Source organism: Roseiflexus sp. (genome assembly GCF_057785375.1).
This window is the reverse complement of record NZ_JBYNRX010000091.1, coordinates 133643-147462: the sequence shown is the minus strand read 5'-3', so window position 1 is coordinate 147462 and position 13820 is coordinate 133643. Positions and strand designations below refer to the sequence as shown.

Here is a 13820-nt window from a genome sequence, read left to right as displayed (position 1 = left end):
CCTCGCGCCTCCCGCATCCACCCCGTTGCTCGCCAGAAACCCGACGGTGACCGTCACCCGCGCCAGCGGACGCGCACGCCGGCAGCGCCTCGCGCCTCCCGCATCCACCCCGTCGCCCGCCAGCGCCCCCGCGATGACCGTCACCCGCGCCAGCGGACGCGCACGCCGGCAGCGCCTCGCGCCTCCCGCATCCACCCCGTCGCCTGCCAGCGCCCCCGCGATGACCGTCACCCGCGCCAGCGGACGCGCGCGCTGGCAGCGCCTCGCGCATCCATCCAGTCGCAGGTCAGAGACCCGGCGGTGACGGTCATCTACGCCACGGTTGCAAAAATGTCATTCCCCTTCTTCCCCAGTTTACATGCATGTAACGATGCTCTGCTACGATACCGGTGATTGAACAGTGCAGGCTTGGGATGCACATCTGTCCAAATGCTGGAGGAATGCTCATGACGACCCTCTTTACGGTTGACCGCAGTACAGTTCTTGCGCTGGTCATCGCCAGTCTGCGCGATCTCTACGAGCAGAACGACATCACCGCCGACAGTGAGCCAGGCGAAGACACATATCTGATCGGCAGGCGCGCATTGCTGGACTCGCTGGGGCTGGTGACGCTGATCGTCGATCTGGAGCAGAAAATTGAAGAGACCTTCGATGTTGCGCTCACACTGGCGAATGAACGCGCAATGTCGCAGAAGCATAGCCCGTTTCTGACGGTTGGATCTCTGACGGATTACATTTGCGCGTTGCTTGATGAACAGCGCAACGCCTGAGCACAAACGCCATGACAACGGATCAACAGGTCGTGCTGATTACCGGTACGCGGAAGGGCATCGGGCGCTTTCTGGCGGAACGATTCGCCCACAGCGGTGCGCTGGTCGAGGGATGCAGCCGCGAGCCGCCCGATTGGTCGCTGGAAGGGTACACGCACCATCTGGCAGATGTGGCGGATGAGACGCAGGTCAAAGCCATGATGACCTCGATTGCGCGGCGTCATGGTCGGCTGGATATTGTCATCAACAATGCCGGCGTCGCAGCGATGAACCACTCGCTCCTCACGCCAATTGCATCGCTGGATCGCATCTTCGACACCAACGTGCGCGGCACGTTCCTGGTGTGTCGTGAAGCGGCGCGACTGATGCAACGACGGCGGTTTGGTCGGATCGTTAATGTGAGCACCGTCGCCGTGCCGTTGCGTCTGGAAGGCGAGGCGCTGTACGCCGCCTCGAAGAGCGCCGTCGAGACCCTGACGCGCATCCTGGCGCGTGAGTTCGGTCCACTCGGCATCACGGTCAACGCAATCGGTCCGACCCCGATTGAAACCGATCTCATTCGTGGCGTCCCGCCCGACAAGATTCAGAAGATCGTCGATAGTCTGGCGATCCGGCGCCTGGGGCGGTTCGAGGATGTGGCAAATGTCATCGACTTTTTTGTGCGTCCCGAAAGCGAGTATGTCACCGGTCAGGTGATCTACCTCGGCGGCGTTTCGTGAAACGCCGCATTTCATTCAAGGAGACGAACAACATGGCTATCGAATGGCTGATCGAGCGCATGGAGCAATCGCGCGACGCCGCAGCCGTCGTCTGGCAGGGAGCATCGGTCTCCTACGGCGATCTGATCGACCGCGTGGCGCGCTGGCGCACGATACTCGATGAGGCTAGCATCGCCGAAGGTCAGGTAGTGAGCATCGAAGGAGACTATTCGCCCGGCGCGATTTCACTCCTGCTGGCGCTGATTGCACGTAATGCCATCGTGGTGCCGCTGACTGCATCGGTCGCCGTGCATCGTGAAGAGTTTCTAACGATCGCTGAAGTGCAGGCGGTCGTCAGTTTCGATGCCAGCGACGGGTGGCAGATCGAACGCCGCGACATCCCCGTGACGCACGAGTTGACCCGCACCCTCATCGCGCGCGGGCATCCTGGTCTGGTGCTGTTCTCATCCGGTTCGACCGGCAAGAGCAAAGCGGCGCTGCACGACTTCGCGCCACTGCTGGAGAAGTTCAAGGTTCCGCGCCATCGCCAGGTGACGCTGACCTTCCTGCTGCTCGACCATATTGGCGGGATCAATACGCTGTTCTACACCCTCTCCAACGGCGGAACCGCCGTATCGGTGCGCAGCCGCGATCCCGATGAGGTCTGCGCCGCTATCGAACGATACCGCGTCGAACTGCTGCCAACGTCACCGACCTTTCTCAACCTGATCCTGATGTCGGAGGCGTATCGGCGCTACGATCTCTCCTCGCTGAAACTGATCACTTACGGCACCGAGGTTATGCCCGAAACGACGCTCCGGCGCGTCCACGAAGCGTTTCCCGGCGTGCGGCTCCAGCAGACCTACGGTCTCTCCGAACTCGGCATTCTGCGCTCGAAGTCGCGCGATGACGGCTCATTGTGGGTCAAAGTCGGCGGCGAAGGGTTCGAGACGAAGGTAGTGGACGGCTTGCTCTACGTGCGCGCGAAATCGGCAATGCTCGGCTATCTCAACGCGCCCAGCCCATTCGACGACGAAGGATGGATGAACACCCAGGACATGGTCGAGGTTGATGGCGAGTACATCCGCATTCTGGGGCGGCGCACCGAAATCATCAATGTCGGCGGGCAGAAAGTCTATCCGGCGGAGGTCGAGAGCGTGCTCATGCAGATGCCCAATGTGCGCGATGCAACCGTCTATGGCGAAAAGAACCCAATTACGGGGCAGATCGTTGCAGCGCGGTTGAACCTGATCGAACCGGAAGACCTCGACTCGCTCAAGAAACGGGTGCGCTCCTGGTGCCGTGAACACCTGGCGCCGTTCAAGGCGCCGGTCAAAATCACAATTGCCGACGGCGAACAGTTTAGTGCGCGCTTCAAGAAGATGCGGCGTATCTGACGCCTGCGCCTTCGTGCCGCTCTGCCAGGAAACATATGCAAACACTTCGTCTTGCTCTTGATCCGTCGCTCGATGAACGCTACGCGCCAGAAATAGCGTGGACCTGGCGCTACCTGTTGACCGGCGCGGGTTACGCCTGGCACGTCTGCCACCTCGCTGAGCCGTCTGACATTGCTTATGTTGCCGAACCACAGCGCGCTCCCTTTGCCCGGCTGGTCATTCAGGCGACGCCGCGCCTCTGGGAGCGCCGATCCGCGCCACGCCTCGTCGGCGTCGCCGCAGTTGATGGCTTCACCCATCCGTTGTACAACGGCGAGCGCGCCGACGAACAACTGATCGTCGGCGACCAGGGACGCCTGATCCTCAACCGCGATATTCTTTTCGATGTCTTCTGGTTGCTCACCGGTCAGGAAGAAACGCACTTCCCAAAGAATCGCCACGGGTACGTCGATCTCAGCGGCGCCCCATATCTGCGCGATCACGTCGTGCGGCAAGGGCTGGCATCAGGAATCGGCGCGCGCTTCGAGCACTTGCTTGGCGAAACTGGCATACCGCCAGGCGAGCCGCGTTGGCGCCACGGAAAACGCGCCGCCGCCGCCATCAGCCACGACGTCGATTACCCGGAGGTCGTGCGCTGGTTGGAGCCGTTGCGCGTCTTGTTGCGCCAGGGCATACGCGGACTGCCGGCAGCCATCGATGTGATGACCGGGAAGCGTCATCACTGGCAATTTAACGCCTGGCTGGCGCTGGAACGTAACCTTGGCGCGCCATCCGCCTTTTACTTTGTCGCACGCCAGGGATCGCTGCGCGAATATGCGCTTGGAACGCCCGACTCCTTCTACGATATTCGCGCACCACAGTTTCGCGCTCTGTTTCGCACCCTGATCGATGCCGGATGTGAAATCGGGCTGCACAGCAGTTACCGTGCGTATGCCAGCATCGTGCAGTTTGCCCGCGAAAAACGCCTTCTCGAAGAGGTTGCAGGCGTGCCGGTCGTCGGGAACCGGCACCACTACTGGCATCTCGACCCCGTCAATCCCGAAGCGACCCTGGCAATCCATGAGCAACTGGGTTTCACCTACGATGCCTCACTGACTCACGACCGATACCTCGGCTGGTGGCGCGGATCGTGCTGGCCCTTCTTTCCCTTTCTTCAGCAGGAACGCCGTGAACTGCGCACGCTCCAACTGCCGACGGGATGGATGGACAGTCAACTCTTCCTTGAGCGCGATGCCAATCCAGGTGAGCCGGACGAGGTTCTGCGCGCACTCGCCGACCGCACCGCTGCTCAGGGCGGATTATTGCTGGTCAATGTCCACGACTATGTGTTCGATGATGTCCTGTTCCCTGGTTGGGCGACAACCCTGCGACGATTATGGGAGCATCTGATAGCGCGCGGCGACTTCTGGATGGCGACGCCAGCCGAGATTGCCACACACTGGCATACGCGCTACCGGCGTCTCTTCGCGTCGAGCGCCGGTCTTGGCGTCGAGCGCGCCATTGCGACCGGCGCTCCGCTCTAATGGCGTCGCGCAATCGTCCTCTGCGAATGGAGTAGTGCTCACGCCTATGCACACTCTGTTTATCGCCCTGATCCTGCTGGCGCCGCCGCCATTCAAACCCTGGCTCATGCGGGTCCTGCTCGGCGCGCGCATCGGGCGGAACGTGCGCATTGGCTGGTTCGCCGGTATTTCGGCGCGCCACATCGCCATCGGCGACGAAAGCGACATTCGGGCGCTGACCTTCATCAGTTGCCATGGCGATGTGATCATTGGTCGCTACTCGATCATCAGCAGTTTCGTCCTGGTGTATGGCGCGGCAGACCTGCTCATCGGCGACCATTCATACATCGGTCCGCAAACGTTCATCAATTGTGATGAAAGCGTCAGCATTGGCAACTATTCCGCACTCGGCGCGCGCTGCATGGTCTACACGCACGGGTCGTTCTTCCCCTATACCGAGGGATACTGGGTGAAATTTGGTCCGGTCACGATCGGCGACTATGTCTGGTGTGCCGCCGGCGTCTTCATTCATCCCGGAGTGACGATTGGCGACCAGGTGTTCGTCAATTCGCGCTCGGTCGTCACGCGGGATGTCGCGTCCGGCGATGTGGTCGAGGGCTTTCCGGCGCAGACGGTCACGTCGATGAATCGTCTGAAACGCAACATGTCGCCGCGACGCCGCGATGCCGCCGCGCGCCAGATACTCGATCATTTCGTCGATCTTGGATTGCAGCGTGAACTGCGCCTCGATGTTGTGCAGCGTGACGGACAGGTTACGTTCCGATATCGCAGGAAGCAGTATCGGCTGGTGTGTATCCCCGCCGACGACGATCCGCCATCGTTTGGGGACGACCCCGCCTGCCGGGTCGTTGCACTGGTGACACGAGCGGATTGGGCGCCGCCTGCGGGCGTGACGGTGTACCCGCTTGACCTGATGACCTGCCGCACTCCCCGCAGCGACGACCCGATCCATCACGCACTGCGCACCTTTCTGATGCGCTACTACGGCGTGCAGATCGAGTATATCGATCCTGCAAAGTAACGGGATTGTCACAGAGCGTCGGCTCTCCCTTTCATCACCCCGTCATCAGCGCCGTTCATAATCGACGTGTACGGCAGCACATGAGCGTCGCTCCTGAACGGCGCTCATTGCCGGTCGCACACTGTCGAAGGTCACCGGGAAAGGCGCTGGCATGCATCTCTCGCTGATTATTCCCTACTTCAACGAGTCGGACAGCATCGATCAGATGCGCGCGCAGCTCAACGACATTCGCCCCGATCTGGCGCGCCGTGGTTCATTCGAGCTGGTGCTGGTCGACGATGGCAGCACTGACGATACGTATGAGCGGTTGAAAACCGCATTCGTTGATTGGGACCAGGTGCAGATCGTTCGTCATGATCGCAATCGCGGTCTTGGCGCTGCCCTGCGCACCGGGTTTGCCCACGCACGCGGCGAGGTTCTTGTCGTGACCGACAGCGACGGCACATATCCGTTCACCACCATTCCTGCAATGCTCGACATGCTCACGCCAGACGTCGATATTGTCACATCGTCGGCATATCACCCGCAGGGCGGGGTGGAAGGCGTGCCCGCTTATCGTTTGTTGTTCAGCCAGGGCGCCTCGCTGATCTACCGGCTGTTGGTGAACCGTCATATTCACACCTACACTGCCATGTACCGCGCGTATCGGCGGCACGTCATTGAAGCCGTCCCGCCGACGCTCGAAGGGTATGTGGTAATGGCGGAAATCCTGGTAAATGCGTTGCTGGCAGGGTATCGCGTCGCCGAGTATCCGGCGGTGCTGCATGTCCGCAAGTTCGGCCAGTCAAAGGCGAAAATCTGGCGCATCACCAAATCGCATCTGCGCTTCCAGGCGCATATTTTGCGGCGGCGTCTGATGGGATTGTTTCGCACAACGCCGGCTACAACCAGCAAAGCGGGGCGACGATGAAAACCGTGGTTACTGTCCTGGGCACGCGCCCGGAGATTATCAAACTATCGCCGCTCATTCCGCTGCTTCGTGAGCGGGTGCGCCACATCCTCGTGCATTCCGGGCAGCACTACTCCTTCGAAATGGACGCGGTCTTCTTCGAGGAATTGGGTCTGCCGGCGCCCGATTACACGCTTGGTGTCGGCTCAGCGTCGCACGGCGAACAGACGGCCCGCATGCTCTCGCGGCTGGAGCCGATCCTGCTCGAAACAAAGCCCGACATGGTACTGGTGCAGGGCGACACGAATACGGCAATGGCGGGCGGGTTGTGCGCCGCCAAACTCAACATTCCAGTCGCGCATCTTGAGTCGGGCGGGCGATCCTTCAATCGCGAGATGCCCGAGGAACTCAACCGCATCATTCTCGATCATATCTCGATGCTGTTGCTGGCTGCCGATGAAACCGCCGAGCGCAACCTGCTGGCGGAAGGGTTGCCGCCAGAGCGCATCCGCATGGTCGGGTCGAGCGTGATTGATGCGGTCGAACGAAACCGGCAGCATGCCCGCCGCTCGACTATCCTGCAGCGTCTGGAGGTGACCCCCGGCGACTACCTGGTGCTGACCCTGCACCGCAGCGAGAACACCACTCCCGCCGTTTTGCCGGGCATGATCCGCGCCCTCGGCAAACTGGCGGAGACGTACACCATCGTGTTCCTGCTGCATCCGCGCACGGCAGCGGCGATGCGATCCTATGGCATCGCGATGCCGCGCAGCATTCGTGTCAGCGAGCCGCTCGGGTATCTCGATACGCTCCGCCTCGTCGAACAGGCGCGCGCGCTCCTCACCGACTCCGGCGGATTGCAGGAAGAAGCGGGTGCGCTGGGAACACCAACGCTCATCCTGCGCAACGAAACTGAGTGGCGCTACCTGGTAGACGCCGGGATGCACGTGCTGGTCGGCAACACCTGTGAGTCCATTCTCGCCGGTGCGCATCAATGGTTGCAACCCGCAGCGCTTGACCGGTTGCGATCCGCACCGGCGCCGATCCGCGCTGGCGCCAGCGAACGCGCCGTTGCGGCGATGGTCGAAGTGTTAGCGAGCGTCGCCTGAGGCGCTCGAGAAAGATACGTGTATGCAAGCGACAAAACTACAGGCTGACCGGCGCGAACGTAGCGCAATGAAAGGATCCTCCATGACCCCGATGATGCTTACGCTTATCCTGATTCTGATACCAACTATCACAGGCGTTGCCGGTCAACTGCTGCTGAAGGTCGGCATGTCGCAACTGGGTGCGCTCGAAATCAGCATTGCCGCGTTGCCGTCGCTGATTATGCGCATCATCATGTCGCCGTACATCCTTATTGGTCTGACCATTTACTTCGGTGGCGTGTTCTTCTGGTTGCTGGCGCTCAACCGCGCCGATCTGAGTTACGTGTACCCCTTCGCCAGCCTCAGTTACGTCCTGATCACGCTGGCTTCGTGGCTGTTGCTTCACGAAGCGGTTCCGCCGCTGCGCTGGATCGGGCTGGTCGTCATCTGCGTCGGCGTCATCCTGGTTGCGCGGAGTTAAGGCTCTGTCGCAGGTGACGGTCATCTGCGCCCTGCCACCGCTGAAAGGTGCTGATCACGCGCGGCGCCGCCCTCCTCGCACGCGCCCCATTCCCCAGCGATGACCGTCACCTGCGCCCTGCCACCGCTGAAAGGTGTTGATCACGCGCGGCGCCGCCCTCCTCGCACGCACCCCATTCCCCAGCGATGACCGTCACCTGCGCCCTGCCCCGCTGAAAGGTGCTGATCACGCGCGGCGCCGCCCTCCTCGCACGCACCCCATTCCCTGGCGCTGCCTGTCACCTTAACTAACATTTATACGCAGCGTAGAGCAGTTCATTCTGATTTCAAAGCGGGCTGGTACAGTACAGCCACAACAGGGGCGACCCATAGCCACAGGAGTATCAGCACTATGCCCGTAATAGACATCGTAGGCGGCGGCATTCTGGGTCTTGCGCTCGGCTACGACCTGATCAAACGCAGTGTTGGCGTGCGAATCTGGGAACGGAGCCGTGAACTGGGCGGGTTGATGGGGCGCACCCGTTTCGATGAGCTCAATGGTCTGGAAGTTGACCGTTACTACCATGCCATTCTGAGCAGCGACCGCACGCTCATGCGCCTGTTCGATGAATTGGGCCTGCGCAGCGAATTGCGCATGACCGTAACATCGATGGGGTTCTACCACGATAGCAAACTCTACTCGATGTCCACCCCGCTCGACTTTCTGCGTTTTCCGCCACTCTCGCCAATTGATCGGTTTCGCCTGGGGCTGACTATTCTGCAGGCGCGCCGGGTGAAAGACTGGCGTGCACTGGAACAGATCCCGGTGGTCGAATGGCTCACGAAACTTGGCGGGCGCGGAACGGTGGAGCACATCTGGAAGCCGTTGCTACGCGCCAAATTCGATGGCGGGTTCGACAACGTGCCGGCAACGTACATCTGGTCGCGTCTGGTGCGCACGACCGATACCCGCGAAAAGGGCGGCGCTGTGGAGAAGATGTGTTTTCTGCCAGGCGGATACGCAATGGTGATCGATGCATTGGCGAAGGCGATCACAGCGCGCGGTGGACAGATTACGACCGGCGCGGCAGTACAGCAGGTGCGTGTGAATGATGGTCGGGTATGCGGCCTGCGCCTGAGTGACGGAGATATCGATAGCGATGGCGCAGTACTCACGTTGCAGACGCCGATTGCGCGCCGATTACTTCCGCCTGAAGCCGCCAGCGTCAATGCCCGCTGGAGCCTGCTGGAAGACTACCTGGGCATTGTCTGTATGCTCCTGGTGCTGCGTCGGTCGCTCTCGCCCTACTACACGCTGAACATCACCGACGAACACATTCCGTTCACTGGCGTGATCGAAACGACCAATCTGATCGACCGGCAGTTCACCAACGGGTATCACCTGGTCTATCTGCCGAAATACGTGGCGCCCGACAATCTGTTCGCCCAGATGAACGACGAAGCGCTGCAACGATCATTCCTGGTGTATCTGCGGCAGATGTTCCCCGACCTGGGATCCGATGACATTGCTGCGGTACGAATCGGTCGGGAACGCTATGTTGAGCCGCTTCATCCCATCGGGCGCACCGACAATATTCCGCCGTTTACCACAGACATTGCCGGGCTGTATCTGGTGAACAGCAGCCAGATTTATCCGCAACTGACGAATGGTGAAGCAGCGGTCGCGCATGCAACGCGAGCGGCGGAGGTCATCGAGCAGGCGGTGCAGTCGCTGGAAGAACCACAGCAGGCGGTTATCGCCTGATGAACCATGGAGCAACTCGTTGAACCAGGGAGAAGTGCCGATGGCTGTCTATAAAGAAGTTGCGACGTATGCCAGTCCACGTGGCGCTGTCCGGCGCGCCGATCGCTGGTTGCTGACAGGCGCGTTAGTTGTCAACGACACGCTGACGGTGCTCATCAGCTTCGCGGTCGCCTACGCAGTGCGCTTCTGGAGCGATCTGCCGATTTTCCGTGAGGGATGGGTCAATCCCGAATTCTATGCGATGGTTGTGCTGGCGATGACGCCGGTATACCTTGGTTTGTTTGCGGCATACGGCCTGTACCATCCGGTCAATCTGCTGGGCGGGACTGCCGAGTATGCCCGCGTGTTCAATGCTGTCACCAACGGCGTCTTGCTCGTAATCATTGTCAGCTTCCTGGTTCCTGAGTTTGTCGTCGCGCGCGGGTTCCTGCTTCTGTCCTGGGGATTACTGGTTGTCTTCGGCATTACCGGTCGCTTTATGGTGCGCCGGTTTGTCTATGCGCAGCGTCAGGCGGGGCGGTTTGTCAATCGCACGCTGATCGTTGGCGCCAATCCTGAAGGGATTGCAATCGTCGAACAACTGCGATCAGCCAAGACCAATGGCATGCAGATTGTTGGTTTTATCGACGACTATCTGCCGATTGGCAGCGAACCGATTCCTGGCGTTCCGGTGTTGAGCTCGTCCACCTCCTTTGCTTTCCAGATCCAACAGCACGACATCGATACTGTCATTGTCGCCAATACGGCGATGATGCGTGAGCAGTTGCTCTCGCTCTGCAGCACCCTCGACACCTTTCAGGATGTGGAGGTGCGTCTTGCATCGGGCCTGTTCGAACTTCTGACGACCGGCGTGCGGGTTCGGGAAGAAGGGTTTGTACCGCTGCTGGTGCTGAACAAAACGCGGATCACCGGCATCCATTTGATTGCCAAAACTGTGCTCGATTATGCCCTGGCTGCCATGGCGCTGACGGCTTTGATCCCCTTCTTCCTCGTGGTCGCCTATCTCATCAAGCGTGACTCACCCGGTCCGATCATCTACCGACGACGGGTGGTCGGCCAGGGTCGCCGCGAGTTCGATGCCTTCAAACTGCGCACCATGCACATCGATGGCGATCGCTTGCTGACGCCTGAGCAAAAGCGTGAACTCGAAGAACATGGCAAGTTGAAGGACGATCCGCGTGTGACCAGGATTGGCGCTTTTCTGCGCAAGTACAGCCTCGACGAACTGCCGCAGCTGGTCAATGTGCTGCGGGGGGAGATGAGCCTGATCGGTCCGCGCATGATCACGCGCCAGGAGCTCGAAAAGTTTGGCAAATGGCAGCATAACCTTTCGACCGTGAAACCCGGACTGACCGGCTTGTGGCAGGTGAGCGGCCGCAGCGATCTCTCCTACGAAGAGCGGGTGCGCCTGGATATGCACTACATCCGTAACCACACGATCTGGCTCGACCTGCACATTCTGTTCCAGACGATACCGGCGATGCTGACCGGTCGCGGAGCCTACTGAGCAAGGAGTGACACTATGGCGAAAATCCTCCGTGCAGCGCTGATCGGCGCGGGCATTATGGGTCTCAACCACGCGCGCGTCTATTCTGAAATGGACGATGTCGAACTGGTTGCGGTCGCCGATATCGATCCGAAGACGGTCACACGACTGGTGCAGCGATTTCGGGTGCGTGGCTACACTGACTATCGTGAACTGCTCGAACGAGAGCAGCTCGACCTGGTTTCCGTCGTCGTGCCGACCGAGCATCATTACGCGGTCGTCCGCGACACGCTGCGCGCCGGAGTTGCAACGCTGGTCGAAAAGCCGATCGCTGCCACCGTTGCACAGGGTGCGGAACTGATCTCGCTGGCGCACGAGGCCGGTGTGCTGCTCACAGTTGGTCATATCGAACGGTTCAACCCGGCGATCATTGCCCTGAAGGGGCAGCTCGATCACGGCGCACTGGGGCGCGTCTATCAGATCGCCTCACGCCGCATCGGTCCGTTCCCCAGCCGCATCAAGGATGTCGGCGTCGTCGTTGACCTGGCGACGCACGATCTCGACATTATGCACTACCTGACCGACTCGATCGTCACCAAACTGCACGCCGAGATCGGTCGGCGTCTTCACACCGCGCACGAGGACCTGCTTGCGGCAGTGTTGCGCTTCGAAAATGACGTGATTGGCATGCTCGACATCAACTGGTTGTCGCCGAATAAAGTGCGCGAACTGTCGGTCATCGGCGAGCGGGGGATGTTCGTCGCCAACTACATTACGCAGGACCTGACACTCTACGAGAATGATCTGGCGCCCTACGGCGCGGAATGGCCGCAGGCGGCGCTCATGGGCGTCACCGAGGGGCGTATGATCCGCTTTAAGGTCAACAAGAAGGAGCCGCTGCGCGCCGAGCTCGAAGCCTTTGCCGCCGCGGTGCGCTGTGGCGGTCCGGCACCGGTGCGCCCGGAAGACGCGCTGTTGGCGCTGATGGTCGCACAGAAACTGGTCGAATCCGGCGCCTATGGTGAAACCCTGTGCGCAGTCGATGATCACGGTGAGGTCTGGGAACCGCTCCAACCGCATCGTCGCCGGTTTGCTGAGTTGGAGGTGGGCGCAACGTCCTAGCAGAGGATCGAGGTCTGTGGCAACCGGAGCAGCGCAATGCGCCGCTCCGGTGTTTTGCGCACGGTGGGAGCCAGACATGCACGGCCAGGTGGCAACCCTTTTCAGGCGCGAGAGGTATCGAGGCGCGACGCCACCCTCATAAGTGCAGCATTTCTTATACTAAGAGCCTATCCGAAAAAGATCGTTGGGTAGGCGAAGGCAATGCCTTCGCCTACCTGGTCGCACCTCAGTCAGCGATTATCGGGATAGGCTCTAAATAATGGTCAGTCAGACAAGATGTTCGAGGGTTTGGTTCGCAAGGCGCAACGGTCAACGCGCACCGGCAATCGTGTCGTGGACGCACGACTGCGCACTGGCATCTGCAGCCCCAGCGGCTTCCACTTTGCGGCTGACGTTGGCTTCGACAGGATCAGGCAACGTCGGCCGCTCCGCTCACAACACATCCGCGAACCCTTTGCGCGTCTTCATAAACCAGGCATGCCCCAGCATCATCACCGCGCCGGTCCCCAATATCCACCACAGCGTGCCGGGGAAACTGGGCAACTGCCCCCACAGAAGCACCCGCCGGAAATTCTCCGTCACCGGCGCCATGGGGTTGAACAACACCAGCGTGCGAAACGGCTCCGGAATGATCTCAATCGAATAGAAAATAGGCGTCAGAAAGAACATCACCTGCAATACAATTCCGATAGCCTGCCCCACATCGCGAATGTAGACTCCCAGGCTGGCAACGAACCATGCCAGCCCCAGGCTGAGGAATATCAGCGGCAGACTAACCAGCGGCAGCAGGATAACCGTCCACGGCATGCCGCCGCCGATCGCCAGATGCACCACAAGTAGCACGCTGATGCTGATCAGCATATGGAAAAGTGCCGAGCCGAGGATGCTGATCGGCAGCACTTCAAGCGGAAAGATAACCTTCTTGACGTAGTTCGGCACGCTCACAACCGCGCCGGCAGCGCGACCGACGGTTTCGCTGAAGCAGGAGTACGCCGACAACCCGGCGAACAGGATCAGCGCAAAGTCCGCCAGGCTATCGGTGCGCGCCTGTGGCCAGCGACTCTGAAAGATAACGCCGAACACCAGGGTGTAGACCGCTAGCATCAACAGCGGGTGCGCCAGTGACCACAGGATGCCCAGGTAGGCGCCGCGATACCGCCCTTCAATTTCGCGCCGCGTCAGTTGCACAATCAGGTCGCGGTGACGCCACAACTTGCGCGCCAGGATCACCGGGTTGAGTAATGTGACAATGCTTTCAGAACGAGCGGAAACCAGAGCTGCCATGGAGACTCCTTGTAAAAGGGTTAGGGGTTTACCTTTTCCTTCCCCTGCCCACTATTCGCCTCATTGTTGCTTTGTGCGTCGGCAAGAAGTTATGCGTTCACCTTCCTTCCCTGCCCGCCATCAACGCTCTCGCCTCTCACCTCTCGCCTCTCACCTCTCGCCTCTCACCTCTCGCCTCTCGCCTCTCGCCTCTCACCTCTCGCCTCTCACCTCTCGCCTCTCACCTCTCGCCTCTCGCCTCTCACCTCTCGCCTCTCACCTCTCGCCTCTCACCTCTCACCTCTCGCCTCTCACCTCTCACCTCTCGCCTGACTTCCC

General features: G+C 60.4%; 13 protein-coding genes. 11 read left to right on the top strand and 2 right to left on the bottom strand.

Translation table 11 applies throughout. The features are described from left to right. A partial coding sequence (locus AC3EA7_RS18030) for a hypothetical protein (protein ID WP_488615456.1) occupies positions 1–231 on the bottom strand: 231 nt, incomplete at its 3' end. A gap of 215 nt (positions 232–446) precedes the next feature. Here AC3EA7_RS18030 and AC3EA7_RS18025 point away from each other — a divergent pair. From AC3EA7_RS18025 to AC3EA7_RS17975, 11 genes are all read left to right on the top strand, one after another. Continuing rightward, the gene (locus AC3EA7_RS18025; RefSeq protein ID WP_488615455.1) at positions 447–770 is read left to right on the top strand and encodes a hypothetical protein; all 324 of its coding nucleotides are present in this window, start codon (positions 447–449) and stop codon (positions 768–770) included. Between the two features lie 11 nt (positions 771–781). Continuing rightward, complete coding sequence (locus AC3EA7_RS18020; protein ID WP_488615454.1) at positions 782–1489, top strand: SDR family NAD(P)-dependent oxidoreductase; 708 nt, start codon at positions 782–784, stop codon at positions 1487–1489. 32 nt (positions 1490–1521) lie between these two features. Further along, a complete protein-coding gene (locus AC3EA7_RS18015) occupies positions 1522–2865 on the top strand; it encodes an ANL family adenylate-forming protein (RefSeq protein WP_488615453.1) in 1344 nt (447 codons plus the stop codon). Positions 2866–2900: 35 nt separating this feature from the next. Further along, positions 2901–4388 (top strand): polysaccharide deacetylase family protein, encoded by a 1488-nt coding sequence (locus tag AC3EA7_RS18010; protein ID WP_488615452.1) that lies wholly within the window; start codon positions 2901–2903, stop codon positions 4386–4388. A gap of 46 nt (positions 4389–4434) precedes the next feature. Further along, positions 4435–5409, top strand: coding sequence for an acyltransferase (locus AC3EA7_RS18005; RefSeq protein WP_488615451.1), 975 nt, complete (start codon positions 4435–4437; stop codon positions 5407–5409). Positions 5410–5560: 151 nt separating this feature from the next. Beyond that, a complete protein-coding gene (locus AC3EA7_RS18000) occupies positions 5561–6319 on the top strand; it encodes a glycosyltransferase family 2 protein (RefSeq protein ID WP_488615450.1) in 759 nt (252 codons plus the stop codon). After that, the gene (gene wecB / locus AC3EA7_RS17995) at positions 6316–7407 is read left to right on the top strand and encodes a non-hydrolyzing UDP-N-acetylglucosamine 2-epimerase (RefSeq protein ID WP_488615449.1); all 1092 of its coding nucleotides are present in this window, start codon (positions 6316–6318) and stop codon (positions 7405–7407) included. The genes AC3EA7_RS18000 and wecB overlap by 4 nt, the downstream gene beginning before the upstream one ends. An 82-nt stretch (positions 7408–7489) precedes the next feature. Continuing rightward, a complete protein-coding gene (locus tag AC3EA7_RS17990; protein ID WP_488615448.1) occupies positions 7490–7867 on the top strand; it encodes an EamA family transporter in 378 nt (125 codons plus the stop codon). 390 nt (positions 7868–8257) lie between these two features. Then, complete coding sequence (locus AC3EA7_RS17985; protein ID WP_488615447.1) at positions 8258–9610, top strand: NAD(P)/FAD-dependent oxidoreductase; 1353 nt, start codon at positions 8258–8260, stop codon at positions 9608–9610. Between the two features lie 40 nt (positions 9611–9650). Then, positions 9651–11117 (top strand): sugar transferase, encoded by a 1467-nt coding sequence (locus AC3EA7_RS17980; RefSeq protein WP_488615446.1) that lies wholly within the window; start codon positions 9651–9653, stop codon positions 11115–11117. Between the two features lie 15 nt (positions 11118–11132). Further along, entirely contained in the window at positions 11133–12218 is a 1086-nt protein-coding gene (locus AC3EA7_RS17975) for a Gfo/Idh/MocA family oxidoreductase (RefSeq protein WP_488615445.1), read from the top strand. Positions 12219–12650: 432 nt separating this feature from the next. On the opposite strand, the gene AC3EA7_RS17970 is transcribed toward AC3EA7_RS17975, so the two are convergent. Beyond that, a complete protein-coding gene (locus AC3EA7_RS17970; RefSeq protein ID WP_488615444.1) occupies positions 12651–13502 on the bottom strand; it encodes an ABC transporter permease in 852 nt (283 codons plus the stop codon). Between the last annotated feature and the right edge of the window lie 318 nt (positions 13503–13820).

What these genes read in the sequence shown, in the direction of transcription:
- AC3EA7_RS17975 (WP_488615445.1), top strand. Translation starts at nt 11,133, where the DNA reads ATGGCGAAAATCCTCCGTGCAGCGCTGATCGGCGCGGGCATTATGGGT.
- AC3EA7_RS18010 (WP_488615452.1), top strand. Translation starts at nt 2,901, where the DNA reads ATGCAAACACTTCGTCTTGCTCTTGATCCGTCGCTCGATGAACGCTAC.
- AC3EA7_RS18000 (WP_488615450.1), top strand. Translation starts at nt 5,561, where the DNA reads ATGCATCTCTCGCTGATTATTCCCTACTTCAACGAGTCGGACAGCATC.
- AC3EA7_RS17970 (WP_488615444.1), bottom strand. Translation starts at nt 13,502, where the DNA reads ATGGCAGCTCTGGTTTCCGCTCGTTCTGAAAGCATTGTCACATTACTC.
- wecB (WP_488615449.1), top strand. Translation starts at nt 6,316, where the DNA reads ATGAAAACCGTGGTTACTGTCCTGGGCACGCGCCCGGAGATTATCAAA.
- AC3EA7_RS18015 (WP_488615453.1), top strand. Translation starts at nt 1,522, where the DNA reads ATGGCTATCGAATGGCTGATCGAGCGCATGGAGCAATCGCGCGACGCC.
- AC3EA7_RS17990 (WP_488615448.1), top strand. Translation starts at nt 7,490, where the DNA reads ATGACCCCGATGATGCTTACGCTTATCCTGATTCTGATACCAACTATC.
- AC3EA7_RS17985 (WP_488615447.1), top strand. Translation starts at nt 8,258, where the DNA reads ATGCCCGTAATAGACATCGTAGGCGGCGGCATTCTGGGTCTTGCGCTC.
- AC3EA7_RS18020 (WP_488615454.1), top strand. Translation starts at nt 782, where the DNA reads ATGACAACGGATCAACAGGTCGTGCTGATTACCGGTACGCGGAAGGGC.
- AC3EA7_RS18025 (WP_488615455.1), top strand. Translation starts at nt 447, where the DNA reads ATGACGACCCTCTTTACGGTTGACCGCAGTACAGTTCTTGCGCTGGTC.
- AC3EA7_RS17980 (WP_488615446.1), top strand. Translation starts at nt 9,651, where the DNA reads ATGGCTGTCTATAAAGAAGTTGCGACGTATGCCAGTCCACGTGGCGCT.
- AC3EA7_RS18005 (WP_488615451.1), top strand. Translation starts at nt 4,435, where the DNA reads ATGCACACTCTGTTTATCGCCCTGATCCTGCTGGCGCCGCCGCCATTC.